Source organism: Trinickia dinghuensis (assembly GCF_003367175.1).
Classification (GTDB): domain Bacteria; phylum Pseudomonadota; class Gammaproteobacteria; order Burkholderiales; family Burkholderiaceae; genus Trinickia; species Trinickia dinghuensis.
In genome coordinates this window covers 1-23,971 of sequence record NZ_QRGA01000006.1, presented here as the reverse complement: position 1 = coordinate 23,971, position 23,971 = coordinate 1, and the positions used below count along the sequence as shown (strand labels likewise).

Annotated in this window: 24 protein-coding genes; 9 read left to right on the top strand and 15 right to left on the bottom strand. The window is 62.2% G+C overall.

The genetic code is table 11. The features are described from left to right. Positions 1-16: 16 nt before the first annotated feature. The 14 genes from DWV00_RS09960 to DWV00_RS09895 all read right to left on the bottom strand — a co-directional run bounded on the left by DWV00_RS09960 (position 17) and on the right by DWV00_RS09895 (position 12,197). On the bottom strand, positions 17-1,000 hold the full coding sequence (locus DWV00_RS09960) for a type II secretion system F family protein (RefSeq protein ID WP_115533426.1): 984 nt from the start codon (positions 998-1,000) through the stop codon (positions 17-19). A gap of 49 nt (positions 1,001-1,049) precedes the next feature. After that, the gene (locus DWV00_RS09955) at positions 1,050-2,417 is read right to left on the bottom strand and encodes a TadA family conjugal transfer-associated ATPase (RefSeq protein WP_115533425.1); all 1,368 of its coding nucleotides are present in this window, start codon (positions 2,415-2,417) and stop codon (positions 1,050-1,052) included. Positions 2,418-2,458: 41 nt separating this feature from the next. Continuing rightward, complete coding sequence (locus DWV00_RS09950) at positions 2,459-3,670, bottom strand: AAA family ATPase (RefSeq protein WP_115533424.1); 1,212 nt, start codon at positions 3,668-3,670, stop codon at positions 2,459-2,461. A gap of 25 nt (positions 3,671-3,695) precedes the next feature. Further along, positions 3,696-4,160 carry a TadE family protein gene (locus DWV00_RS09945; protein ID WP_115533423.1) on the bottom strand — a complete coding sequence of 155 codons (465 nt, stop codon included), beginning with the start codon at positions 4,158-4,160 and terminating at the stop codon, positions 3,696-3,698. Beyond that, positions 4,157-4,663 carry a TadE/TadG family type IV pilus assembly protein gene (locus DWV00_RS09940; RefSeq protein WP_115533422.1) on the bottom strand — a complete coding sequence of 169 codons (507 nt, stop codon included), beginning with the start codon at positions 4,661-4,663 and terminating at the stop codon, positions 4,157-4,159. Before DWV00_RS09940 ends, DWV00_RS09945 begins: the two co-directional genes overlap by 4 nt. A 41-nt stretch (positions 4,664-4,704) precedes the next feature. After that, complete coding sequence (locus tag DWV00_RS09935) at positions 4,705-5,931, bottom strand: pilus assembly protein TadG-related protein (protein ID WP_115533860.1); 1,227 nt, start codon at positions 5,929-5,931, stop codon at positions 4,705-4,707. Between the two features lie 54 nt (positions 5,932-5,985). Next, entirely contained in the window at positions 5,986-6,306 is a 321-nt protein-coding gene (locus tag DWV00_RS09930; RefSeq protein WP_115533421.1) for a hypothetical protein, read from the bottom strand. 21 nt (positions 6,307-6,327) lie between these two features. Next, positions 6,328-8,274, bottom strand: a complete 1,947-nt coding sequence (locus tag DWV00_RS09925; protein WP_115533420.1) for a type II and III secretion system protein family protein — start codon at positions 8,272-8,274, stop codon at positions 6,328-6,330. A 112-nt stretch (positions 8,275-8,386) separates the two neighbouring features. Then, a complete protein-coding gene (cpaB, locus tag DWV00_RS09920; protein ID WP_115533419.1) occupies positions 8,387-9,226 on the bottom strand; it encodes a Flp pilus assembly protein CpaB in 840 nt (279 codons plus the stop codon). Between the two features lie 36 nt (positions 9,227-9,262). Continuing rightward, positions 9,263-10,666: a P-loop NTPase and SpoVK domain-containing protein gene (locus DWV00_RS09915; protein WP_181885413.1), complete on the bottom strand. Its 1,404-nt coding sequence runs from the start codon at positions 10,664-10,666 to the stop codon at positions 9,263-9,265. A gap of 92 nt (positions 10,667-10,758) precedes the next feature. Next, positions 10,759-11,295 (bottom strand): A24 family peptidase, encoded by a 537-nt coding sequence (locus tag DWV00_RS09910; protein ID WP_181885436.1) that lies wholly within the window; start codon positions 11,293-11,295, stop codon positions 10,759-10,761. A gap of 79 nt (positions 11,296-11,374) precedes the next feature. Continuing rightward, entirely contained in the window at positions 11,375-11,734 is a 360-nt protein-coding gene (locus DWV00_RS09905) for a Flp family type IVb pilin (protein ID WP_115533417.1), read from the bottom strand. Between the two features lie 9 nt (positions 11,735-11,743). Next, a complete protein-coding gene (locus DWV00_RS09900) occupies positions 11,744-11,914 on the bottom strand; it encodes a Flp family type IVb pilin (RefSeq protein WP_115533416.1) in 171 nt (56 codons plus the stop codon). 112 nt (positions 11,915-12,026) lie between these two features. After that, entirely contained in the window at positions 12,027-12,197 is a 171-nt protein-coding gene (locus DWV00_RS09895; RefSeq protein ID WP_115533415.1) for a Flp family type IVb pilin, read from the bottom strand. A gap of 1,104 nt (positions 12,198-13,301) precedes the next feature. Between DWV00_RS09895 and DWV00_RS09890 the strand changes: the two genes are divergently transcribed. From DWV00_RS09890 to DWV00_RS09855, 8 genes are all read left to right on the top strand, one after another. Further along, complete coding sequence (locus DWV00_RS09890) at positions 13,302-14,633, top strand: glycosyltransferase family 87 protein (protein ID WP_115533414.1); 1,332 nt, start codon at positions 13,302-13,304, stop codon at positions 14,631-14,633. A 1-nt stretch (position 14,634) separates the two neighbouring features. Continuing rightward, positions 14,635-15,693, top strand: coding sequence for a glycosyltransferase family 2 protein (locus DWV00_RS09885; protein WP_115533413.1), 1,059 nt, complete (start codon positions 14,635-14,637; stop codon positions 15,691-15,693). 17 nt (positions 15,694-15,710) lie between these two features. Next, positions 15,711-16,448, top strand: coding sequence for a class I SAM-dependent methyltransferase (locus tag DWV00_RS09880; RefSeq protein WP_115533412.1), 738 nt, complete (start codon positions 15,711-15,713; stop codon positions 16,446-16,448). Between the two features lie 80 nt (positions 16,449-16,528). After that, positions 16,529-16,939, top strand: coding sequence for a GtrA family protein (locus DWV00_RS09875; protein ID WP_181885412.1), 411 nt, complete (start codon positions 16,529-16,531; stop codon positions 16,937-16,939). Between the two features lie 55 nt (positions 16,940-16,994). After that, a complete protein-coding gene (locus tag DWV00_RS09870; protein ID WP_115533410.1) occupies positions 16,995-18,212 on the top strand; it encodes a glycosyltransferase family 87 protein in 1,218 nt (405 codons plus the stop codon). Between the two features lie 943 nt (positions 18,213-19,155). Further along, positions 19,156-20,622 carry a sigma-54 dependent transcriptional regulator gene (locus tag DWV00_RS09865; RefSeq protein ID WP_115533409.1) on the top strand — a complete coding sequence of 489 codons (1,467 nt, stop codon included), beginning with the start codon at positions 19,156-19,158 and terminating at the stop codon, positions 20,620-20,622. A gap of 162 nt (positions 20,623-20,784) precedes the next feature. Further along, a complete protein-coding gene (locus DWV00_RS09860; RefSeq protein WP_115533408.1) occupies positions 20,785-21,213 on the top strand; it encodes a DoxX family protein in 429 nt (142 codons plus the stop codon). 75 nt (positions 21,214-21,288) lie between these two features. Next, a complete protein-coding gene (locus DWV00_RS09855; protein ID WP_425452745.1) occupies positions 21,289-21,585 on the top strand; it encodes a hypothetical protein in 297 nt (98 codons plus the stop codon). A gap of 95 nt (positions 21,586-21,680) precedes the next feature. Here DWV00_RS09855 and DWV00_RS09850 read toward each other — a convergent pair whose 3' ends face one another. Next, positions 21,681-23,132 carry an MFS transporter gene (locus DWV00_RS09850; protein WP_115533858.1) on the bottom strand — a complete coding sequence of 484 codons (1,452 nt, stop codon included), beginning with the start codon at positions 23,130-23,132 and terminating at the stop codon, positions 21,681-21,683. 569 nt (positions 23,133-23,701) lie between these two features. Between DWV00_RS09850 and DWV00_RS09845 the strand changes: the two genes are divergently transcribed. Beyond that, a partial coding sequence (locus DWV00_RS09845) for a hypothetical protein (protein ID WP_147297863.1) occupies positions 23,702-23,971 on the top strand: 270 nt, incomplete at its 3' end.

The following is a 23,971-nucleotide window of genomic DNA, read 5'->3' as shown; positions in this document are numbered from 1 at the left end:
TCACGCACTCACGCGCTCACACGCGGATCTTGATAATCTTGCGCATCCAGAGGATGCCCATCAGCATGATGACCACCATGCCGCCGAGCATTTTTTGACCGAGCGGATCCTCCCAAAGCACCGGAAGGAACTTCGGGTTGAAGATCATAACGGCCCCTCCGGTCACGAGCGGAAGCAGAGAAAGCACCCATGCGGACAATTTTCCTTCCGCCGCCAGCACACGCACCTTGTCGAAGAGCTTGAACCGCTCGCGAATCAAGAAGCCGATGCCGTCGAGCACCTCTGCGAGGTTGCCGCCGGTTTCGCGCTGAATCAGCACGGCGATGACGAAATACCGCAGATCGCGAATCGGCACCCGATTCGCGAGATTCAGCAAGGCCTCGTTGAGCGGCACACCGTAGTTGATTTCGTCGAAGGTGATCCGGAATTCGCCGCCCATCGGCTCGGGGAATTCCGCGCTCACCATGCCGACGGCGCTGGCGAACGAGTGTCCGGCGCGCAGGGCGCGGCTCATGGTATCCGCAACGTCGGGCAACTGCTTTTCGAGCTTGTGCAGTCGCTTGCTACGCTTGCGCATGACATTGAGGTAGGGAAGGGCGCCTGCGATGAGCGCGGCTACGGGGGCGACGACGACCGGCAAAGGCACGGGCAAGATGGCGGTGACCGCGAGCACGCCGAGCCCCATGATCAGGCTCGTGAAGCCCAGCCGCGCGACGGTCGTGTGGGTCCCCGATTGCTGCAGCAGAAGGTCGAGCGACTTCGCGCGCGGCAACTGCATCATCAGCTTTTCGAAGAGCGTCGCCTCCTTCAGCATGTTGTCTTTCAGGATCGACAAGCGCTCCTTGTTCACGTTTCCGCCCGCGGACAACGCGCGGATACGCGAGTCGATGCGCTTCGCCGCAGCGCCATGACGGCTGTTCCACCAGATATAGATGGCTTCGAACGCTAGCACGACGGCTACGAACATCAAGACGATAAACGCGTAGAAGATCGAATCCATGTGGGTCTCCTGGGTTCCGGCGGGTTGAACGGCGTGGCCGGCCGTCGCGCTACGCGGTTTCGAATCGCCGCGCCGGGTCGTAGAGCTCGTCGGGAATATTGATCCCAAACGCCTGCAACCGCTCCGCGAACCTCGGCCGCACACCGGTCGCGCCGAAATAGCCGCGCACGTTGCCGTTCTGATCGACACCGGTGCGCTTGAAGGCAAAAATCTCTTGCATGTTGATGACTTCGCCTTCCATCCCGGTCAGCTCCTGGATGCTGACGATCTTGCGCCGGCCGTCGGTGAGCCGCGTAGCCTGAATGACGACGTGGATCGCCGAGGCGATTTGCTGGCGCATCGTCTTCGGCGGAAGCGACATGCCCGCCATGTTGATCATGTTCTCGAGGCGCGTGAGGGCATCGCGCGGGGTATTCGCGTGGATCGTCGCGAGCGAGCCTTCGTGGCCGGTGTTCATGGCGGCGAGCATGTCGAGCGCCTCGGCGCCGCGCACTTCGCCCAAGATGATGCGGTCCGGACGCATCCGCAAAGCGTTGCGCACGAGCGTGCGCTGCGTGATCTCGCCGCGCCCCTCGATATTGGGCGGGCGTGTCTCGAGCCTAGCCACGTGCGGCTGGCGAAGCTGAAGTTCCGCCGCGTCCTCGATCGTGATGATGCGCTCGTCGGCCGGGATGAAGCCCGACAAGATATTCAGAAGCGTCGTCTTGCCGCTGCCGGTGCCGCCCGATATGAGGATGTTGACCTTGGCCTTCGCCAGGGCGTCGAGCAGATCGGCCATGGGCGGGGTCAGGGTTTGCAGCTGGACCAGGTCCGACACCTGCAGCGGGTTGACGGCGAAGCGCCGGATCGATACGAGCGGCCCGTCGATGGCGGAGGGCGGGATGATCGCGTTGACGCGCGATCCGTCCGGCAGCCGCGCATCGACCATCGGGCTCGATTCGTCGATGCGCCGCCCGACCCGCGACACGATCTTCTCGATCACTTTCATCAGGTGCGCGTCGTCGTAGAACGTGACGTCGGTCAGTTCGAGCCGCCCTTTGCGCTCGACGTACGTTTGTTGATAGGTGTTGACGAGAATGTCGGAGATGCCCGGGTCGCGCAGCAGCACCTCCAGCGGGCCGAAGCCGAACATTTCGTCGTAGACGTCGACGACGAGTTGCTTACGCTCGAGATCGTTGGCGGGTGCTCTTTCCTCTTCGAGGATGCGCATGATGAGCGCGGTGAGTTCCTGGCGAACGACCTCGGGCGAAAGCCGCGAAATGCGTTCGAGCTCGATGCGCTCGAGCACCAGATGGTGGACCTCGCGTTTGAGCTTCTGGTATGCGGCGCGGGCCATGCCGTTGTGCGAGCCGCCCGCTGCGCTGCGTTCGCTGAGCGGCTGTACGAATTGACTGGAAATCTGCTCACGTAGCGACATGATGTTCTCCCCGTTCCGTTTCTGTGCTGTTTCCGTGTCCGTTACATGGAGGTCTTGAGCTTGGGCGCCGCAAGGCGGCCGAACAAACCCGATCTCCGTTGCTCGGTGTCCTTGTGCCCTTGCGAAGGTGCCGGCGTCCCATTGGCGAGATCCTCCGCGAATCGCTGCAGACAGCGCGATACGCTGCTCTTGCGGTTGACCTCGAACACGGGCAGGCCATGGTTCACCGCCTCCGTGACGGCTTCGTTGTCCTCGGGCACCACGAGGTGGGGCGACATGTTGAGGACTTCCTCGAGCGCCGCCTTTTCGCGCTCCGCATGGCGCGTATATCGGTTGATCAACAGTCTCAGGCCTACGTAGGGATAGCCGAGCGACGTCAGAATTTCCTGGAGACGCCGTCCCGCCCGGGCATACAGCATGCCGGGCTGCAACACGACATGGATTTCGTCGCTGCGATCGAGTGCGACGATCGAAAGCTGGTTGATCGATTGACCGAGGTCGAAGATGACGAAGTCATATCGGGGCGCGGCGACGCCGAGCATCCATTCGAGTCGGTCGCTTTGGACTTCGGCCGCCTTGACCGGATCGCCCGCGCCGGCGAGCAGATGAAACGTGTCGCTCACGTGAATGAGGCTGGCATCCAGAAACGCGGAGTCCATGCGCTCGATGTTTCCGCACACCTGCGGCAGCGTCGAAGGGGCGGTCTCGCTCGTGAGCAGAAACGACGCGTCGCCGTACAGTTGATTGAGGTCGACGAGCAGCACGCGCTTCTTCTGAAACGCGGACAGTGCATGGGCGACGTTGCAGGCGATGAACGTGGTGCCCACGCCGCCTTTGCACGACATGAAGGACAAGACGCGCGTCACGTGGCCGCCCTGCAGCACGCGGTTTTGTTCGACGCGGTGCAGCGCCTCGCACAGCGCATGCTTCTCGAGCGGCCAGGCGAGGATGTCGCGCACACCCGCGCGCATCGCCTCGATCAGCGTCTGCTGCGACGTATCCGGAGTCAGCAGGATGCAGGTTAGCCGCGCCTGCCGCTGGCACAAATTCGCGATGACGGACAATTGCGCATCGTTCAGCGTCATTGCATCGACGATCAGCACATCGAACGACTCCAGGCTGTCGCCGCGTTCGGCGAGCTGCGCCGGCGTTCCAACGATGCGCGTCGTCCGATAGCTGCCGCATTCGCCGATGTGGCGAGCGATCTGAGCAAGGCGTGAGGCGTCGCTTGAGATGCTGAGGATATCGATCATGATGTTTCTGCCCGAGCGATTGAAATTATTGACATACGTTGCCGCCCGTTGACGTCGCGAGACTTTCGCGGGGCAACGTGGTGGTGAGGGGAGGCATCGTGAGGGTGACCGGAAGGAACGGAATCATCATCTTCACGCTGACGCCGGTGACGCTGACCGTGACGAACGTGCACGTGTTGCGAGCCGTCGTGGGATCCGAGTCGCAGCCGGACGGGGTGTAGGTCAGATTCACGTTCGACGAGGTAAGCAAGGGCAGCAACCCGGTGATCCTGGATGTGATGACCGCTGCATCGGCATCGCAGACGGCGGCGGTGCGTGCGCCGAGCCGCACCGCTTCGCTCGCGGTATTCCAGTAGTACAGCACGCGGCCGAAGTCGAGAATACCGATCAGCAACGTGCAGAACAGTGCGACAACGATCGAAAACTCCACGACGGCCGCACCGCGCTGTTTGCGCCGCTGGGGGAAGAAAGGTTGCGAGTGCGGCTTCATGATGCTTGCCTCATCACGGTGAAGATGTCGCCGAAGATGAGCCCTTGCAGATTGAAGAACGTCTCGATCGGCGTGTACTGGAAGCCTTTTATCTTGACCTCGACGAGGTTGACGCTGCCGGTCGGCGCCCCGTTGGACGCGCCGTTGTTCGTGTCGTACGTCGGGACGTTCGAAAATTGGGGCGGGTCGGATGCATCCTGACAACCGGTGGTGTGCGAGGAGTCGCAGACGACGACCATCGAGGTCGTCAAACCGTTGACGAGCGGCGTGGCGGAACCGGCCGGGCAGGTCGTGCTGCCATAAACCGCGAGGCACTGGGCACTGGCGATCGGGTAGGCGGGATCCGTCGACAGGTACGACGACAGATAGCGCGTCGCGTCCCGCGTCGCCTTGGTGAGCGCTTCGTACTGGTAGATCGCTTGGCCGAATTCGGCCACGCCCATGGCGAGCAGCAGGAGCGGCACCACGACGATGGCGAATTCCACCATCGCTGCACCTTGCATGCGCTTGGGAGTGGGGCGGTGGTTTTTCATAGTCGCCTCGCTTACTGAACCAGCACGGGAACGAGCGGGCCGACCGAATTCCCGTCACCGGGAATGCCCTCCGTGGCACACGGCACGCTCGCGTCGGTCGACTTTCCTTCGTACTCGAGATGGACTGACGGGGCTCCGCCGCCGCTGTCCATCGGATCGAGCATCAGGACGCAGTCCCACCAAGCGATGTTCGCCTTATGGCCGGAGAGCAGTTGGCCGCAGTCGACTTCGGGCGCGAGCGCGAGCCGCCGATCGGCGCCTGCCGAATAGGTCGTGCCCGAAGACGATCCGCTCGTGGTGATGCCTACAGCCGCGTCCCCCTGATAGGGCGTGAACGACGCGCGCTTGCTCACGAAATCGCTATAAGCGTTGCTTCCCGCGGGCCAAGTTGTGTTGTTGTAGGCGAAGCCGGTGAAATCCGGTGTATCGGCCGATTGCGAATAGGGGTTCGCGTAAATACCGAAGCGCGAGTTCCATGCACCGGTATCCGTAATCTTGTTGCCCGGCGAGCCGACGCTCGAACCGACGGCCGGCAGCGAGCAGTAGTTGCCGGTCAGCTCGTTCCTGATGGAAGACGCACTGTTGCTTCCGTCTAGAGCCGCCCAGCCGAAATTGCCCGCTCCGTAAGTGGGCGGCGAGCCGGTCTTGGATGCGATCCACTGGCCCTTCGTGTAGCTCAGGCCCGTTACCGGCGGACTCACTTGGGTTCCGTCTTCGCAGATGAACACAGGAATCGCACAGGTGGTTTGAGCCGGGTTGATCGTCGCCACGGCCATCGTCGATACCGAAGCATTGGCAACGGAGTTGCCCGGCAGCACATTGAGCACCTGGACGAACCAGTTGGCGATGTTGGAAAGTGAAGTCGTGCACTTCACGAACTTCATCGCCGAAGCATTGGCGACCGAGCTTTTCGGCAGGAACGGGTCGGTCAGCGAATCGCTGAACGTTACATTGCTATTGATCGACAACTGTACCGGGGTGCTCTGGAAGAACACGCGGTTGAGGTTGCCGGCCGTGATGCCGGCCGCCTCCGATATCGAGAGGTTGATCGTGGCGCCCGTGAGGTCGCGAACCGCGGCCAGCGCGCAGGCGTCCGCGCTGTTCTGCAATTCGCTTCTCACGATGTAGAGCTTGCCCAGATCGAGCGCGAGCCCGACGACCCCGATCAGCACCGCAAGGGACAGCGCGACGATGACCGCCACGGCGCCGCCTTGAGTGCGTCGACTCTTGCTACGCATGCCTGATTGCCATTGGCGACCCATGATGACTCCCCCTCTCGATATGTCGTCGGTTCACTGACCCGAGCCACCGCCGCCGCCGCCATTGCCGACGCCGAGCACAAGCGGCGTGAAGGTTTGCGGCGGCGCCTCGAACGACTTCTGGTACTGACCCATCGCCGAGTTCGCGGCCTTGCCGTCGACGCCGGGCTTCGACGGGTTGTGCTCCCCCGCATCCGGATCGATGACTTGCGCCTGCGTCACGGTCCGGACCGCTTCGCCGAAGTGCGCGTCCCAGATCGGCGAACTCGACATGCAACCGCCGAGCGTCACGCAGGCCGGGGCCGCGACGATAACTAGGACCCGGCGCGCGAAAAGATAATGAGTAGCTTTCATGAGATTCCCCTTGGCCAGGCGTTACTGTTTGGCCGAATCGTTCGATTCCTTCGACATCGCGAGCTCGCTCTGCTTCTGAGCTGCGTCCAGTCGTGCCGCCGTCCGTTCGATGCGGGCGATGCGCGCCGCGTCGTCTTCGATTGCTGCCGCGTCCTTGCTTGGAGACTGTGCCGCCGGTGCCGGCTGCGATGCCTGAGGCGCGGTCGGCCCGCCGGATTCCGAGCGGGGTAGGGCGGCGGCAGTGATATCGTTCTTCGGCACGGGCTGCACCACGGCCGGCGACGGAGGCTGCGTGGACGATGTCGACTCGGTTTCACGGGGCGCCACCGCCGCGGACGGTTGCGTGTTCGCGCTGGATGGCGGAACGCTCGGTGGTGTCGCGGTGTTCGCCGGCGCCGCAAGTGACGGCGTCAACGGGCTCGCCGGTGCTACGGATGCGCCCGGAGCGGTAGCGGGTGCCATGCGCCGCTTGGCGCCTCGACCCTCCATGTCGCCCGTCGCGTAGATGTCCGCGTCGCTCGGTTGCGTGAAGCTGTCGGTCGGCAACGGAACGTTGGAGTTCGCGAGCGGCTTGACGAGGTGGGGCGTGACGATGAAGACGAGTTCCGTCCGATCCTGCTGGAAGTTCGTGCTCCGCAGCAACGCGCCGATGACGGGCACTTCGCCCAAGCCCGGGAACGCCTTCAACGTACCGGTGATGTTGTTGCCGATGAGGCCGCCGATTGCGAACGACTCGCCGTCGTTCATCTGCACCGTCGTCGCTGCCCGGCGTGTCGTGATGAGCGGGAGGATTGCCGTCGTACTCGTGCCCGCGGCGCTGACCGCGACGCCGGTCGGGGACAGCTCAGAGACTTCCGGGGCTACCTTCAGATTGATACGGCCGTTGGCCAGCACCGTCGGTGTGAACTTGAGGCCCACGCCGAACTCCTCTTCCTGCAGCGTAATCGTGGTGCCACCGCCCGAGTTGCTTTGCGGAATCGGAATGAACACGCGGCCGCCGGCGAGGAACGACGCTTCCTGACCGCTGACCGTCACGAGGTTGGGCTCGGCGAGAATCTTGGTGAGCTCGTCGGTCTTTTGTGCATCGATCGCCCCGGAGAACGGCAGGTGGTTGGCTTTGCTGCCCGCGATGACAGTCTGTGCGCCGGTCAGCAAGCTGCTGACCAAGGCGCCGGTCCAGCTGCCGAAGCCGCCTTGAAGGTTGAGCGACGAACCGAGCTGATTGATGGCCGTCTTCGCGACTTCGGCCACCTTGACCTCGAGCATGACCTGTTGCGGCGAGTCGACCGTCATCATGTTGAGCACGCCCGCCGTCCCGCCCGAGCTCGAGAACTGCTGGCTCGAAGTGGCTCCGCCTGCGTTCGAGCTGCTCGATTGCGATTGCTTCGTGGGCTGGGCCGCGGCGTAGGACGTCGCGATTTCCATTACCTGCTGAGCGACCGGCGCACTGGACACATTCCCCGAGAGCACCAGGTTGCCTGCCGCGCTCGATACGCGGATGCCGCGTTCGTTCGGCATCAACTGGTTCAGCGTATGCTGCAGTCCCTCTGCGTCGATGCCGACCATGACGTCGATCATTTGGCACGTACCGCTGCGGCCCTGGATGATCATGTTGGTCGTACCGACGGACATGCCGACGATATACAGCGTGCGCGGCGATACGAGCGTCGCCTGGGCGACCACGGGATTGCCGATCGAGCGGGCACGTGTCGGTTCGTCGAGCGGCACGAGTGTCGACTTGCCGACCGGCACGACGACGTTCGCGCCTTCGCGAACCTCGCCCGTGCAGCTTGGGCCGCGCAGCGGCGCCGTGGCGGCCGCCGGATCCGCGGCGGCTTTGGGCGCCTCTTTGGCGATGACGGGCTGCGCGCTGATCACACCCGCAGCAACAAGCGCTGCGAATAACGCGCTGCCGGTCTTGCAGCGCCGCGGGCCCCGGCCCGAAATCCACTTCGTTCTCTTATCCATTTGGTGATGCCCCCCGGTTACTGATACCCGTACTTCGTTAATTGATGCTGTAATGTCTTTTTTGCTTTTTCACGCACGCGTATCGGTCCTCGCGTGCGTACGACGTTCACCGCTAGAAGCATTCCTCACTGCCTGTCACGCCGGACAGCACGCCGATGCAGTCGCGCTTCGGGTGAGGCGCGGCGTGCGCTTCGACATAGCGCACGCGGGTCGGCGTCGGCTTGGCCGGTGCGGCAGCGGGCGCCGGCGCGGCGGGAAGATCGAGCAGCGTGAGCTTGGTGGCTCCCGTCGTCTCGAGCTTGTCTTTGTCCACCTGATTGCGCAGCACGAGCGACAACGTGCCGACGCTGCGCGCGAGATCGAGTTTCTCCGCTTGCTCGGGCGACACTTGGAGCGTGACCGCGTTGACGACCTTCGGTTGGGTGTCGTCACGGCTCACTTGCTGCGCGACCGCCAAGACCAGGATCTTTTCGAGCACGATCTTCGAAATGCTCTGCTGGTCGCCTTTTCCTGGCTCCTGCGTGTTCACGATGACGTCGACGTAGTTGCCCGGCAAGGCAAAGCCCGCCACGCCCACGACGTCGTTGACTCGAACCGTGATGGCCCGGTCGCCTTTGTCGATCACCGCGGACAGGCCGCCTTTCGTGCCGACCGGCGCGAGCTTCGATTCGAGCACCGGCTCGCCTCTGGCGAGACTCGTGCGGAGCACGCGTCCGTCAAGCGCTTTCACGTCCGTGAACGATCCGGGCGGCACGCTGCCGGTGGGCCAGTTGACGATGTGAACCATGTTGACGGTGAGCGGCTGACCGAGATTGATGTCGTCCCTCGCGACGGCGACGGGCGTGACCGCGCTCGACGAGGTGTGGATCAGCCATCGGGACGCAAAGACGACCGCTGCAATGCCGGCGATCATGGCCATCGCCAGCATGAGGAGAGCGCGACTGTTTTTCATGACAAGACTCCTGGTGGATCAAGGGACGAGCGCGGCTCAATGCGCCGCCAACCGTTTATCGGGCTGCTGCTTCATGGCGGGCGGATGAGGTCCGTTGCGGCTTGCGACGTCGCCGAAATAGCTCTGCCATGCCTCGAGAAGTCCATCCTCGGTCACTTCGCGCGCGGCCCCGCGATATTCCGCGGAAGCAGCAAGCAGGTGGAGCAGGTCATGCGGGTAGCACGCAAGAAACGGCTTGTTCGTCGCCATATGCAGCTCGTGCAGCAAATAGTCGAACGCCGATTGCGGCATCTTGAAGCCGATCGATGCGCAACAGGCATCGAAAACGGCGTGATAGTCGTCGAGCGAAAGCGGGCCGATCTGCAGTTTCGAGCCGAGGCGGCGCAGGAATGCCTCGTCTCCGATCTGAGCCGGTTCGAGGTTGCTCGAGAACACCGTCCATACGTCGAACGGCGCCGTAAAGCGCGCGCCCGACTGCAGCGTGAAGAGATCGATGCCTCGATCGAGCGGCATGATCCAGCGATTGAGCAGTTCGTGAGCCGCTACGCGCTGGCGCCCAAGGTCGTCGACGATGTAAAGACCCATGTTCGCCTTCAGGTGCGGCGGCGCTTGATAGAAACCTGCGTTGACGTCGTAGCGAAGATCGAGACCCTCGAGCGTCAGCTCGCCGCCGGAGATGATGACCGGCCGGCGGCATAGCTTCCACCGCTTGTCGCCGACAGCGCTCTGGGCTGCCGCCGAAGCGTCGAGATGGACGAGCGGGTCGTACACCTGGACGATCTCGCCGCCGATAAAGAGCGCATAGGGGATCGGCACATCGCCATGCAGCAGTTTGCCGAGCCGTTCGGCGATGAACGTCTTGCCGCTTCCGGCCGGGCCATACATCAACAGCGGCTTTCCGGCATTCAATGTCGCCGCGGCACCGTCGAGCAATGCGTGGTTGACGCGCACTTCGCCGAATGCCGAATCCACGTCGGCATGCGTGATGCGCTGCCGGCGAACCGAATGCTCGCGTACGACTTGCGCGTATTGCTCGAATGCGATGGGCGCGGGGCCGCAATAGCTGCACCGTGCCAGCTCGTCGGCGGCAACCAGGCGGCCGGCGTCGGTGAGCCGAAGCGTCACGTCGATATCGGTCGCGCCGCGGTGAGTGATCTCCGCGAGATGCTCTCTCACGAGGAACGACAGCACATCTTCGAGTACGGCGATAGGCAACCGATGGCGTTCGGACAAATCGGAGAACGTCGACTTGCCGTTGAGCAAGGTGGACTTCAACACGAGACGGCCGACGAACGTGGGCGGCAGGCCCGTATCCGCCAGCGTGCGCGGTGCGCGCAGCGCGGCGGGCGATGCCTCGGCATTCCGCACGCGCAAGATCGGCGGCTCAGGCAGGCGCGTGATTTGCGCCGAGCTGCCCTGTTCGATGTTATGTCCGTCCACGTCCAACCCCCCGGATAGTTATTGGTTGGGATGCAGCCGTGAGATACGTCCTGCCCCAATCCGTTGTCCGAAACTTCCTGTGCTTCCGATCGCTACACCGTAGACATGAATAGCGTGACTAGCGTTGCGGCGGCGATGGCCACGCCGTAGGGCAAGGTCCCGACCGATTTGATGCCCGACGTCGTGCCAAGTCCGTTTTGCTGTAGACGCCAGCCTCCGTGCGCGATCGACCACAGGTTCAAGAGAAACTGCTGCATGCGGCCTCGATAGAGTGTCCAGACGATCGACCAAACGCCGCCGATGACGAAGGCCGTGAGCGCAACGTGGAGGATCATCGTCGGGCCGACCCATGCGCCGATCATCGCGAGCAGCTTGACGTCGCCGGCCGCGGTCGCGCGCAGCAGATACAACGGCAGCAGCAAGGCGAAGCCGGAAAGCGTGCCGGCGAGCGCATCGCCGAAACCTCTTACGGGCCCGAAAAGAAACGCTTGAATCACGAATGCGGCAACGAGGCCGATCGCAATCACGGCATTCGGGATACGACGGCAAACGATGTCCGTGCTCGCGGTCAGCACGACCAGTCCGACCACGAGCGGCGGGATCGGTTGAGGCGGAAGGGATAGGATCAACATCGAAAACCTCAGTCCGGTTGGTTGGCTTGCAGTGGTGCGCGGCGATCGCGCTCTTCAGCTGCGCCGAAACCTTCTGTCAAAAATCGCTCGCGACGATGTTGTAGACGGTGTTGAGCTTGGTGCCGATCGTCGAAACCGTCGCAACGCATACGATCGCGATAAGCATGACCATGAACGCGTACTCGACCATCGTTGCGCCGCAGTCGTCGTGAAGAAAGGCTTTCGCTTTCCCAGCGGCACGCGAGCGTCGCGCAGGATGAGCGAGATCCCGCACAACGGGGCATCCAAAGAAGACATTTGTATTCACGGTCAACTCCCTCGGCACGTTGCCACTGACTTCATGATTGTTCGGTGGTAAAACGAACGAACGCTCGGAAAGCAAGTTCGTTCGTTTTGCTAAAGACCAACTAGCGGCCACCTTGAAATTTGTTTGCATTACGGACGATCAAAGATCGTTCGCGATCGAGTTGAACATGCCGTCCGCGCCGGTTCCGATCGCGGTAACGGCCACGATACAAACCACCGCAATCAGGGCGAGCATCAGTGCGTACTCGACCATGGTGGCGCCGTCCTCGTCGCGCATGAAGCGCTGTGCTTGGGTGAGAAGGCGTTGCATTCGTACTCTCCTTCGAAAGAGACCCGTGGGTCTCGGTTAGCCGGGAAAAAGGAGTTACACGCGAGAAAGCGGCGGACGACCCGGCGAAGCGGTATCGTCCGCCCCAAGCGCGTCAAAGGTCGTTCGAAATTTTGTTGAACATGCCGTTCGCGCCGGTGCCGATCGCGGTAACAGCGACGATACACACGACGGCAATGAGAGCGAGCATGAGTGCGTACTCGACCATCGTGGCACCGTCTTCGTCGCGAACGAAACGCTTTGCTTGGTTAAGGATGCGTTGCATTTTGTGAGTCTCCGTGAGTTACATAGCCCTTGCCGGGATTGGCGTTGGGAAGGTACCGCTATAGGTGCTGCTATAGGTGCTGCGCGAAAAAACTTGGGCAATATTCCTGTCGACGGACGTGTGCGTATGTATGCGTCACAACACATGCGTGAACAGAAAGAAGGTCCGACATCGCGAACACGTACTGATGGATCGCGATGCAGAGCGTGAAGTGTCGATGCTGCAGGCACGGCACACGATGGCGGGCTGCGCAGAGGGCATTGCGGACAATGCGGTTGATGCGTGCGACTCCTCTCGCCGTTGCGACAGGAGATACACCGCGTCGATTCGTTGCACTCATGCTGATCCCCCCCGGGTGTTCAGCGCTTTGCTCCGGCACCTGGCCGAGACCGGTGCCCACTTGTCAGTCGGCGATTCGCCGTGGTCCTCGCCTCGTTCCCGCCATCCGGATGGGTGGCGGGAACGGGAAGGATCCTCCCCGCGAGCAACGCTCCTTTGTGGTTCCACGGCTCGATCTTCGTCGAGTGGTTCGAATCACAGGAGTCGTTACGTCGTCGACTGCGCGGCTCTCAATGCAAGCTCTGGACCAGCACCCCCGAGTCCCTTGAAATTCAAGGCTTTCCGCGGAACCTGCCGCCGTGCGTCGCACGGTTTGTGGTTTGACTGTCGCAGGTCTGCGACAACATCGAGGTGATTTCGGGGTTATGGCGATCAATTGCGCAACGTGTGGATTCCCAATTATTTTTGCGCTGGATCAATTTATTCGAGTCACGGGGTATTGATTCGAAGCCCGGCAATCGACGAAACACGTCGCAGCTCACCGGTTTGGGGGATCGACGGAAGTGTATCGATGTTGAAACGTACCCCCCACGTGGCGTCGATTGCGGCCTGGTCCGGCGTGCGTGCGCTACCGAACGTAGCTGACGCAAGGCTTGCCTTTTCAAAGGGAAGACTCTCTTGAAAGCCCGATTTATTTCTGCCAACAATGAGCCACGTGATTCGCGCATGGGTATCCCGATCGCAGTCACTCCATACAAGCAAGATAAAAGATCATCACGGACCGGGTCATCGCATTTCGAGCGATGGCCGCATGAGGCGAAAGACATGTACGGTTTGAGTCGGGGGAAGCGCGGTGTCGATCGCCGCGTGCGCGGCCGGTTGACGCAGAGCCGGTTGCTGCTCTACAGCTGCACCATGATCGTGATCTACGCGATCGTACTGGGCGCTTGGGCGTGGACCACAGAGGGTTTCACTAGATCGGACGGCTCCCGTCCCGGCATCGACTTCGCGGTGTTCTGGGTGGCTTCGCATCTGGTGCTCCACGGTTTGCCGTGGCAGGTGTATCACCACCTCGCGTTCGCCAAGGCCGAAGCGACGCTCCTGCCCAGTTTCCAATCGAATCACTTTCTGCCTTGGCTGTATCCGCCGGCGTTCCTTTTCTTCGTCGCCCCGCTTGCGTTGCTTCCGCTCGCCGTCTCGTACCTCTTGTTCGTTGGCGTCAGTGCGTTGCTGTTCACCGTCGCAACGTTGCGAATTTCCGGGCTCGGCGATGCGATCGGAAGTTCGCGCGCGGCCGCACTCGTCGTGGCCAGCTCCCCGAGCGTGTTCGTGGCCGCTCTAGCGGGACAGAACTCGATGCTGACGGCTGCGCTGGCCGGGCTCGCCGTGTACTGGGTCGATCGTAAACCCTGGCTCGCCGGCTTTTGCATCGGCTTGTTCGCGATCAAGCCGCAGATGGCGATCGTGTTTCCTTTTGTGTTGATCGCGGTCGGGGCTTGGCGGACTTTTGCGGCTGCCGCGATCTGTGCATTGTCGATTACCGCGCTTGGCGTGCTGGCCGGCGGCATGGAGACCCTGCACTTGTTCCTTCTCAACGCGGATTTTCAGCGCAGCGTGGTGATCCAGCACTACGTCCATTTCTGGCTTGCCTCGCCAACTGCCTTCGCCGCGCTGCGGATCAACGGTGTCGGACTTGCGCTCGCGCAGTTGGGGCAGGCGTGGGTGGCGATCGCCGCGATAGCAGCCGCGTGTCTCGTGTGGCGCAGAACGAGCGACGTGCGGCTGCGTTGCGCGGTTCTTGCCATTTCGACGCTGATCGCGAATCCCTACGTATGGCACTACGAGCTGACCTGGCTCGGTATTGCGCTGGCATGTCTGGTATCGCTGGGGTTCGAGGAGGGATGGCTGGGTGGGGAGCAAGAGGTCCTGGGGTTTGCGTGGTTGTTGCCGCTCTATGAGTACTTCAATACGTATTTGAATCTGCCCCAGATCGGCCCGATCGTCTTGCTGGCCGCGTTGTTGGTCGTCACGCGGCGTATGCGTGCAACGGCCGAGGGGACGTTTTCACGGGCCGAAAATAGGATCGCTGCAAAAAGGGTGGCTCGCGGTTGCCCATGTGGTTTCAATGCAGCGCAGAGTCGGAGTAACGGGGGGTAACATGGATGCGCCTAACGAAAAACCATTGATCTCGCTAGTGGTGCCGTTTTATAACGAGGTCGAAGCAGTCGACGGGTTCTTTGCCACGATCGTGCCGTTCCTCGAGGCGATCGAATCGATCACGTTCGAGATCGTCTGCGTCAACGACGGCAGCACGGATGGCACGCTCGATAAGCTGGTGCGCGTTGCGACGAGCGACGCGCGCGTGCGTGTGCTCGATTTCACGCGCAATTTCGGCAAGGAGGCGGCGCTGACAGCCGGTATCGAGGAGGCGGCGGGCGATGCCGTCATTCCCATCGACGCCGATCTGCAGGATCCGCCCAGCCTGATTCCGGTCATGATCGAGCACTGGCTGCAAGGGGCGGAGGTTGTCGCCGCGAAAAGAAGCGATCGCGCTTGCGATACGTTTCTGAAACGCACGACCGCCGCACTTTACTATCGCGTCCATAACGCGCTGTCCGAAGTCAAGCTGCCCGAAAACGTCGGGGATTTCCGCCTGATGGACCGGTCGGTCGTCAATGCCTTGCGAAGCCTGCCGGAACGCCACCGCTTCATGAAAGGGCTTTTCGCATGGGTAGGCTTTCGGACGGTCATCGTCGAATATCAGCGCGAGCCGCGCACGGCGGGGAAGTCCAAGTTCTCGGGATGGCGGCTCTGGAATTTCGCCCTTGAAGGGATCACGAGCTTCAGCACGGTACCGCTGCGCAGCTGGACGTATATCGGGCTCGCGATGGCGGCGCTCGCCTTTTGCTACGGCGGGGCGATCGTCGGGCGCACGCTCCTGTTCGGGAACCCCGTGCCCGGATACGCTTCGCTGGTTTCGATCGTGCTTTTCCTGGGCGGGATCGAACTGGTCGGCATCGGCGTGATAGGCGAATACGTCGGACGCATCTATGACGAGGCGAAAGAACGCCCGATTTATCTCGTGCGGCGGCGCTATCAACTGAACAGCAACGTAAGCGCGTTGCCTCTGCGGGGCAGCGAAGCCGGCGCGCGCAACGTCGCGGCGCTGCACGCTTCGCGCCGGCGCGCGATGACCAACGTACGGATGGGTCGTTGACCTGAGAGGAGAGTGCCATGTCACCGGAAGCCTATTTGGAAATGGCGGATACAGAGAACGAGCACTGGTGGTTTCGCGGCCGTCGAGATGTCCTTCGTTCGATACTTCGCCGGCTCGCATTGGTGCCGCAAACGCGTGTGCTCGAAGTGGGATCGGGCACGGGCGGAAATCTGGATGTCCTCGCTGAATTCGGCAGTGTCAGCGGATTGGAGATGGACGCGAATGCGCTTTCGATGAGTGTCGAGCGCACGAGCGGCCGCTACGACCTACGGCTCGGCCGCTGTCCCGACGACATTCCATTCCGTGATGGAAACTTCGATCTGATTTGCTTCTTGGACTGTCTGGAACACATTTGGGACGACGTCGGCACGCTTAAGCGCATGCATGCGCTGCTGGCACCGGGCGGATCGATCGTAGTGACGGTACCGGCTTATCAATGGTTGTGGAGCGCGCACGACGAGTTTCTGCATCATCGCCGCCGCTACGACCGAGCGTCATTGGCGAGGCGTGCGCACGCAGCAGGCTATCGCATCGAACGCATCACCTATTTCAACACGCTGCTCTTTCCGCTTGCGGTGGCGGCCCGATTGTTCGATCGGCTGTTTCGGCGTGCTCGGTCGAGCGGAGATGCGGTGCCGGCCGAGCCGTTGAATACGCTGCTGTACAGGATCTTCAAGTGCGAATCGTCATGGCTCGTAGGTCACGGGCTCCCCTTCGGCGTTTCGCTACTTGCCGTATTGAAGGCCGACTCGTGATGATCGGCCAGAAAGGCTCTTCGGAACGGACTTCGAACATTGCGTTGGACGCTGGACTCTCCGGTCTGGCCAAGGCGCTAATGAGACCGTTCGCTCATTCGGCGGCGCGGTACTTGCTGGTCGGGCTTTCGAACACGGCGGTAGGTTTCGCGGTAATCTGGTTCGCGCTGCGCTGCTTGGGCCTTGGCAATGTCGCTGCCAACGCCGCGGGCTACTCGGTTGCGTTTCTATGGAGCTTCGCCCTTAACCGGAAGTGGACGTTTTATCACAACGGCGCCGTGAGATCCGCCTTGCTGCGTTACCTGCTGGTAACGCTCGTGGCCTACGGAATGAACCTGCTCGTGGTGATACTGCTGGAGCAGCGGTTGAATCCAGGCAGCTTGTTCGTGCAGATCGATGGGATGCTGACCTACACGGTACTCGCCTATGTCGGGGCGCGGTATTTCGTATTCCCGACACACCGCGCGCTGTCTTCGTCGCTGAAGATATGAGCGCTCTAGAAAAGCGCTAGACGGAAAGTATAGGCGTCCCGTGACAAGGAGCAACATGAGACAACCCTATGGGCCTTGGCTATTTCGGGTTGCGTTAAGCGCAAGCGTCGTTCTTGCCATTGAACTCTGCTTCACGTCTAGCCTAGTGTGGAGCACCTTCGCGAGACCCGGCCCGCCGCAAGCAGGATTCGGAATCGATTTTTCCGTCTATTGGAGCGCGGCAACGGTGGCGTTGACGCACGGCCCGGCGGCCGTCTTCGATCAGGATCTCATGATGACCGTCGAGCGAACGGTCCGGTCCGGTAAGCTTTTCGCGGGGACCAGTGGGCCGTGGCTATATCCGCCTACATTCCTCATTTTTCTTTTACCGTTAGGGGTGATGCGTTTGTACACCGCGCTGACCGTGTTCAGCTTGGTCGGGATTACTGCTTATCTTCGCTCGATGTGGGGGATAGTGCGCGGTGCTGGACCTTTGGCGTTCATTCCGGTGGCGGCATTTCCCGGTTTATGGCTTGCGCTCTGTTACGGGCAGAACTCCCTTCTCACGGCAGCCGTAGCCGCGGCTGCTCTTGCATTGATGCCGACGCGGCCGTTATTAGCCGGCATCTTTATCGGGCTGCTCAGCGTGAAGCCCCAACTAGGACTGGTCTTTCCTCTGGCATTGATCTGTTCGCGGCAGTGGCGCTGCTTCGCGGCGGCGGCAGTATGCTCGGCCCTGTTATGGGGTGTGAGTGCGGCCGTGCTTGGCGGTGAAATGCTGCCCGCCTGGCTACACACCGCCTCGTGGTTCAGACACACCTGGATCGAGCATAACCCTGCGATATGGCGCGGTATGCCGACGATTTATGCCAGTGCGCGAAGAGCGGGTGCGTCTGTGAAATTGGGCTATTTGCTACAGGCATTGGTCGCGGTACCGGCTTGCGCAGTGACGGCATGGCTGTGGAGTGGGGCTGCGAGACATCAGTTGAAAGCCGCGGCATTGTGTTGCTGCACGCTGCTTGTTCAGCCCTATCTGCTGTATTACGATCTTGCCTGGCTCGCGATCCCCATTGCCTTCATTGCGGTCGATCTCTATCGGCATCGCGCGCGCCCTTTCGAATGGCTCTTGCTCGTCGTTGCTTGGGTGATGCCCTTGCAGTCCGTTGCGGCTACGATGATCGAAGGGGTGGGGCATTGGACACCCTCGGTTCTGGTGCTGCTGCTTTCCCTGATCGTCTACCGGCATAAGCAGAAAACCTTGCGGCTGGCCGACCACGGCGGAGCCGGCGTGTGACATCCGATAGCCATTCGTGGGCGACCCAATGGCGCCTCACCGATCGGTCGGCGATTTTTCAATGTCCCTCGCTTCGCTGCCGCCGCATCATGCGAGCGGCAGCGTCCCAAACGAGCCCCTGCCGGTAACGCCGTTCGCCATTTCATGTCGGCCCTCGCCTAGGTGGTTCTGATGGCTGTTGTGCGCTACCTGCGGGCATGTGCTTTCGCAAGGGCCATGCCAATCGTTACGGAATGGGCCTGGATCAAAGGGTAGCCGTCGACTTGGATTGGGAGATACGACCGGATGTTTCGTTTATGAAACGTATTTATCCCCGATAAGCAGATCATTGGAGTAGACAGATCTAACGCTCGCCAATTGCCGTGCAATTACCGCAGCGCAGCGACAGCCCTTTGTGCTGGGCCGCGCCGGCCGATTGCGGTTGGCGCGATTGACTGAATCGATAAGCCGAAACCGTTTGCGCCGTGCATGTCTCAGCGCTGAGACTTCTCCCCGGGAACGCCCGCCGGTGGGTGCACGAGCGGCTTCTCAGCGCGTTATGTGGGGACGCCCACACCAAGCGGTAAGAAATACTGCGACTCGGTATTCGGCCCGATGGCGTTTTTTCCTATAGTAATTCGTAAGGTTGGGAGCTATGTTGCAATGCATGACGAAATAAAAGCGCGGCTGACATCACGCGTGACGCTTGAGAGAGATTCCGAGGTGGGGATGTGCGTTTCGGTACGACGATTCGGCCGGAGGCAACTGAGCGTCGTGGCGGGTGCACGTCAAAGCGCGATGGCAGGCAGCGCCGCGGGAGACGGCGTGCCGATGCGGTTTCGGCAGTGATGTGCGACGCGGGGGCATTTCGTCACACCGACACTGATCGAAATCAAAAATGGTCTCGATTCGACGAGTTAGTCTGACTGAGGACACTCGCGTATCGATACGGGGGCAACACAACATGACTAACGCATTTGATCCGCTGCATGCGGACCGGACGGTTCTTCTCGTTTCGCTCAAGCCGGACACGGAAAGTGTCGATCGGCTCGTGGCGGCGGGGTGGCATGTCGTTCATGCGAAGACGGCGCAGCAAGTCCAGCGGACCGTGGAGCGCGGCGCGATTCACGTCGGCCTCGTGCAATTGCCGCTCGAGTGCAGCTCGCAGCAGCTGGCCGAACTCGAGTCCTGCATCTCGCAGAGCGACGTCGCGTGGATTGCCGAGGTGCGGCCGGGTCAAGCCGACAACCCCTCCGTGCGCCGCTTCATTCTCGATTTCTGCTTCGATTTCGTGACGCTGCCCTGTCACGACGAGCGGCTGACGATCCTGATGGGACATGCCGACGGCCTCTGGGCCTTGCGCGACACGGCAAGTCACGATCACGATCATGATCATGAAAAGGCGGCTGTCGCGAAAAGCACGATGATCGGTCAATGCGAAGCCATGCAGCAGCTCAATCGCGGCGTCGATAAGTGCGCGCGCAACGAAGCGCCCGTGTTTATCGCCGGCGAATCGGGCACGGGCAAGGAATTGACCGCGCGCGCCATCCACGATCGTTCCGCTCGCGCCAAGGACGCTTTCGTCGCGATCAACTGCGCGGCGATTCCACCGTCCTTGCTGCAATCGGAGTTGTTCGGCCATGAGCGCGGTGCATTCACGGGCGCGCTGCAAAGGAAAATCGGCCGGATCGAAGCGGCGGCCGGCGGCACGCTTTTCCTCGACGAAATCGGCGACATGCCGCATGAATGCCAGGCCGTGCTGTTGAGGTTTCTTCAGGAAGGCACGATCGAGCGGCTCGGCGGAACGGGCCCGATCAAGGTCGACGTCCGTATCGTCTCGGCCACGCACGTCGATCTGATGGCCGCGATCGACGCGGGCCGGTTCCGGATGGACCTTTACCACCGCCTGTGCGTGCTGCGTCTCGACGAGCCGCCGCTGCGCGAGCGCGGCGGCGACATCAAGCTGCTTGCCCAGCATGCGCTGGAACTCTATCGGCGCGACGGCGCCCGCAAGATCCGCGGGTTCTCGAGCGACGCGATCTCGGCGATGTTCAACTACAGCTGGCCCGGCAATGTGCGCGAGTTGATCAATTGCGTGCGCCGCGCCGTCGTGATGGCCGAGGGGCGGTTCATTACCGCCCAGGACTTGGGGCTGCCGGGGATGGAAACCAAGGCGGGCCGGACGCTGGCCGAGATTCGCTGCGATGCCGAGCGAGCCGCCGTGCGCGAGGCGCTCGCGCGCCACGCCTACAGCCTGTCGAGCGCCGCGATCGAGCTCGGTATCTCGCGCGCGACCTTGTATCGGCTGCTCAACTCGAGCGGACTGCGCGACGAATCGCCCTCGCAACGCCATCCGCGCGGCGTGGCCGAGTGCGACGAAGCCGGCAGCGACCCGGCGGCTCAGCACCGCATCGAGCAGATGGCGCCCTAACGCCTTCCTCGCTCGCTTCCTTACTCGATAGGCGGCCGATGCGGCCAAGCGCCGTTCGGCTCGGCGCTTGGAAAACCGGGCCGCAGCGCATATCCTGACCTTCGACGTCCGCGCGCCCGCGAGGCGCGCGATTCTTTTTCGTGGACTAGGAGGATGGGATACATGTCGCGTGCGGCCGATTCAGGAATCATTCTCATTGCACGTTTGGCGCTCTCGGTGCTGTTTCTGTGGTCGGGCATCATGAAGCTGCTCGGCTATGGCGCATTCGTCGGGTATCTGCAGGCGAAGGGCGTGCCGCTCGTGCAAATCGCGGCGCCGGTTGCCACGGCGGTGGAAGTGATCGGCGGGATCTTTCTGGTCATCGGCTTCATGATCCGTCCGCTCGGGCTCGTCATGGCCATCTATACGATCGCGACAGCCGTGCTGGGTCACGATTTCTGGAATGTCACGAATGCCGCGCTTCAGCACGACATGGTGATTCATTTTTGGAAAAACGTCGGTATCGCGGGCGGCTTTCTGTTGCTCATGGTGACGGGCGCCGGCGGCGCGAGCGTCGATGCGGCGCGTGCGCCGAGACGGCCCTCGCTTTGAGCGAGCCGATTCCAGCCGATTCACGATGAACCCAGCACAGCCGCGCACGGTCCTTGCTTGCCGAAGGAGACGTACGTGCGCGAGAAGGAGGATCTGCGGATGATTCAGAGCTTCGAACAGCAAATCGACGGACGCACCCTGCAGTTTTGCGCCAGCCTCGCCGAGGGCGAGTCAAAGCAGCGGGTCATCATCAGCCGCGACGATTCGGCCGAAACGCTCGTGGTGTTCGAAACGACGGGGCTGATCGGGTCGTTGAAAGCGGGAATGGCCGCCCCCGAGCAGCTGATTGCGGATGCAATCAAGAAGGCGTGCGACGAAGGCCTCATCGAGCGCGCGCTCGATACGGGCGCGATTCAGAACGCAACGCTTTAGCGGCGGCGGCCGCACCCCTTCATTCCCGATCCAGCCGGTAACCAACCCGATCGTGCCGCGGCTGCGCCGATTCGTTCGAGCGTAGCCGCAGGCCGCTATCGTCCTGCGCTTTCGCGTGCCGCTTCCTTGCCCGTGCCTTCTCGAACGTGCGCGGCGGGATGGACGAGACTCGCGAGCAGCAGGCCCGCCGCGAGCAGGGCCGCGGCAATCGCGGTCGATATCCGCATCCCCGACACGACCGAAGCCGCGCCCGCGCCGCTTGCCAGCGCACCGAAGGCGGCAACCCCAACCGCGCCTCCGGCCTGCCGCGCCGTATTGAGCACCGCCGAAGCCGTGCCGGCCCGCTTGTGCTCGACGGACGCGAGCACGGCCGTCGTCATCGCCGGAACGGCCAGGCCCATGCCGGCCGGAATCAACAGGAACGGGAGCAGCATGGCGGTGAGCGGCGTATCGGCTTGCGTGAAGTGCAGCAGGCCGTAGCCGAGCGCGCCGACGACCGCGCCGATCATCATCGGGCGGCGCGGACCGTAGCGGGCGACGACCCAGCCGCTTGCGACGTTCGACACGAGAAAACCGCCGGTGAGCGGCAGGAATGCGAGACCGGCCTGCAGCGCCGTCTCGCCGCGCACGCGCTGCATGAACAGACTCAGAACGAAGACGGTGCCGTAGTACGCCATGTTGACGCAGACGCCGAACACGACTGCCGCGCTGAACGTTCTATCGCGCAGCAGTGAGAGCGGGACCATCGGCGCGCGGCTTTTCGCTTCGACGGCGACGAACGCGAAGACGGCCAGCACCGAGGCGGCGAGCGCGCCGACGATCAACGGGTGGCCGGCGCCGAGCGGACGCATTTCGATGACTGCGCCCGTGAATGCGGTCAGTGCCACGATCGCGATGCACTGACCCGGCAAATCGATCCCCGCGGGCCGATGCTCGCGCTCGTGAACTGCATCGCCGTCGCGGCGCGGGATCCACGCGAACGTGGCAACGAGGCCGATCAAGCAAAGGGGGACATTGACGAGAAAGATGCTGCGCCAGCCCCACGCCGCGATCAGGATGCCGCCGAGCACAGGTCCCGCCGCGATCGAGATCGCCCCCGAAGCCGTCCAGAGGCCGACCGCGCGAGCGCGCAGATGCGGGTCGTGACTGCACGCGCGATTGAGCAAGGCCAGCGAATTGGGCAGCATGGCCGCAGCGCTGATGCCTTGAGCGGCACGGGCGGCGACAAGTGCGGCCGGAGTCGGCGCAAGGCCGCAAGCGAGCGAGGCCGCGGCAAACAGCACGAGGCCCGCGGCGAACAGGCGGCGCGCGCCGAAACGGTCGCCGAGCACGCCGGCGGACAGCATCAAGACGGCGAACGCGAGCGTATAGGCGTCGACGATCCACTGCAGAACGGAGACGGGCGCATGCAGCTGCGAGCCGATGTTCGGCAGCGCGATGTTCACGATCGTCACGTCGAGCTGGGTGACGACGAATGCCACGCTGACGGTGGCGAGCACGCGCGCGACAACGGGCGTGAACGCGGGAGAGGAGGGGTTCGAGTTCATGCAAACGATGCTAGCAGCGCGCACGCATCGATGCTTCGTGATCGGACGAAATATGGAATGCAAAGAAACGCCGGCGTGCATGGCTGACGATGTGCCTACGAACGACTTGCAATGGCCATGCCGCTCGGGCTCGAAAGGAGGCTGGCGCTGCGTTGCAACATTCGATGCCGCGCACCACATCGAGGCGTGCTGGCACATCGGGAGAGTCATTTTTACCAGGCTATCTTCCTATGACATGGTGATATTCGGCATTTGTCGGGATGATATCGACGATTTCAGAATAAGAAATTATCAACATATCAACTGCGCTATCACGGTGCCCGGTTAAATCAGTGTGCGCCTTCCTACACTTTCATTCGATTTGATCGCGCGAGAACTCACGTAACCGTGCATGCTGATAACGCAGGGTAACGGATAAAGCGCGAACCCCCTTCGTCTTATTCGCCCCGTGCTGATCAAACCTGAGAATGCCTCCCGAGATGTTCCCCCGAGCATCCCGGCGGCTCGCTGCACCCTAAAAATCCTGTTCGCCGCTCAGACCGCATGCGGATGAGCACAAGGAGCCGGCTATGCCTGTTCGCGACACTACCTCTCGTCGTCGCCAATTCGTCCCATTGGCGATCGCAGCCGCGTTATCGATTGCGCTTTCCAGCGGCTTCGCGTCGAGCGCAGCCAACGCTCAGAGCGCGAGCAATAACGGCAAAAACCAGAATCCCGCCAAGAGTTTCAAGGTCCCGGCATTGCCGACAGGTTCCGGGAATGTGCAAATACAACCGGGCATGTCGAAAAAGGATTGGGCGGACGCCTATAAGGAAACCGGACGTCCCAAGTTCAACCAA

Coding starts and splice junctions, on each gene's coding strand:
- DWV00_RS09960 (WP_115533426.1), bottom strand. CDS start 1,000: ATGGATTCGATCTTCTACGCGTTTATCGTCTTGATGTTCGTAGCCGTC.
- DWV00_RS09955 (WP_115533425.1), bottom strand. CDS start 2,417: ATGTCGCTACGTGAGCAGATTTCCAGTCAATTCGTACAGCCGCTCAGC.
- DWV00_RS09950 (WP_115533424.1), bottom strand. CDS start 3,670: ATGATCGATATCCTCAGCATCTCAAGCGACGCCTCACGCCTTGCTCAG.
- DWV00_RS09945 (WP_115533423.1), bottom strand. CDS start 4,160: ATGAAGCCGCACTCGCAACCTTTCTTCCCCCAGCGGCGCAAACAGCGC.
- DWV00_RS09940 (WP_115533422.1), bottom strand. CDS start 4,663: ATGCAAGGTGCAGCGATGGTGGAATTCGCCATCGTCGTGGTGCCGCTC.
- DWV00_RS09935 (WP_115533860.1), bottom strand. CDS start 5,931: ATGCGTAGCAAGAGTCGACGCACTCAAGGCGGCGCCGTGGCGGTCATC.
- DWV00_RS09930 (WP_115533421.1), bottom strand. CDS start 6,306: ATGAAAGCTACTCATTATCTTTTCGCGCGCCGGGTCCTAGTTATCGTC.
- DWV00_RS09925 (WP_115533420.1), bottom strand. CDS start 8,274: ATGGATAAGAGAACGAAGTGGATTTCGGGCCGGGGCCCGCGGCGCTGC.
- cpaB (WP_115533419.1), bottom strand. CDS start 9,226: ATGAAAAACAGTCGCGCTCTCCTCATGCTGGCGATGGCCATGATCGCC.
- DWV00_RS09905 (WP_115533417.1), bottom strand. CDS start 11,734: ATGCAAACAAATTTCAAGGTGGCCGCTAGTTGGTCTTTAGCAAAACGA.
- DWV00_RS09900 (WP_115533416.1), bottom strand. CDS start 11,914: ATGCAACGCCTTCTCACCCAAGCACAGCGCTTCATGCGCGACGAGGAC.
- DWV00_RS09895 (WP_115533415.1), bottom strand. CDS start 12,197: ATGCAACGCATCCTTAACCAAGCAAAGCGTTTCGTTCGCGACGAAGAC.
- DWV00_RS09890 (WP_115533414.1), top strand. CDS start 13,302: ATGTACGGTTTGAGTCGGGGGAAGCGCGGTGTCGATCGCCGCGTGCGC.
- DWV00_RS09885 (WP_115533413.1), top strand. CDS start 14,635: ATGGATGCGCCTAACGAAAAACCATTGATCTCGCTAGTGGTGCCGTTT.
- DWV00_RS09880 (WP_115533412.1), top strand. CDS start 15,711: ATGTCACCGGAAGCCTATTTGGAAATGGCGGATACAGAGAACGAGCAC.
- DWV00_RS09875 (WP_181885412.1), top strand. CDS start 16,529: ATGAGACCGTTCGCTCATTCGGCGGCGCGGTACTTGCTGGTCGGGCTT.
- DWV00_RS09870 (WP_115533410.1), top strand. CDS start 16,995: ATGAGACAACCCTATGGGCCTTGGCTATTTCGGGTTGCGTTAAGCGCA.
- DWV00_RS09865 (WP_115533409.1), top strand. CDS start 19,156: ATGACTAACGCATTTGATCCGCTGCATGCGGACCGGACGGTTCTTCTC.
- DWV00_RS09860 (WP_115533408.1), top strand. CDS start 20,785: ATGTCGCGTGCGGCCGATTCAGGAATCATTCTCATTGCACGTTTGGCG.
- DWV00_RS09850 (WP_115533858.1), bottom strand. CDS start 23,132: ATGAACTCGAACCCCTCCTCTCCCGCGTTCACGCCCGTTGTCGCGCGC.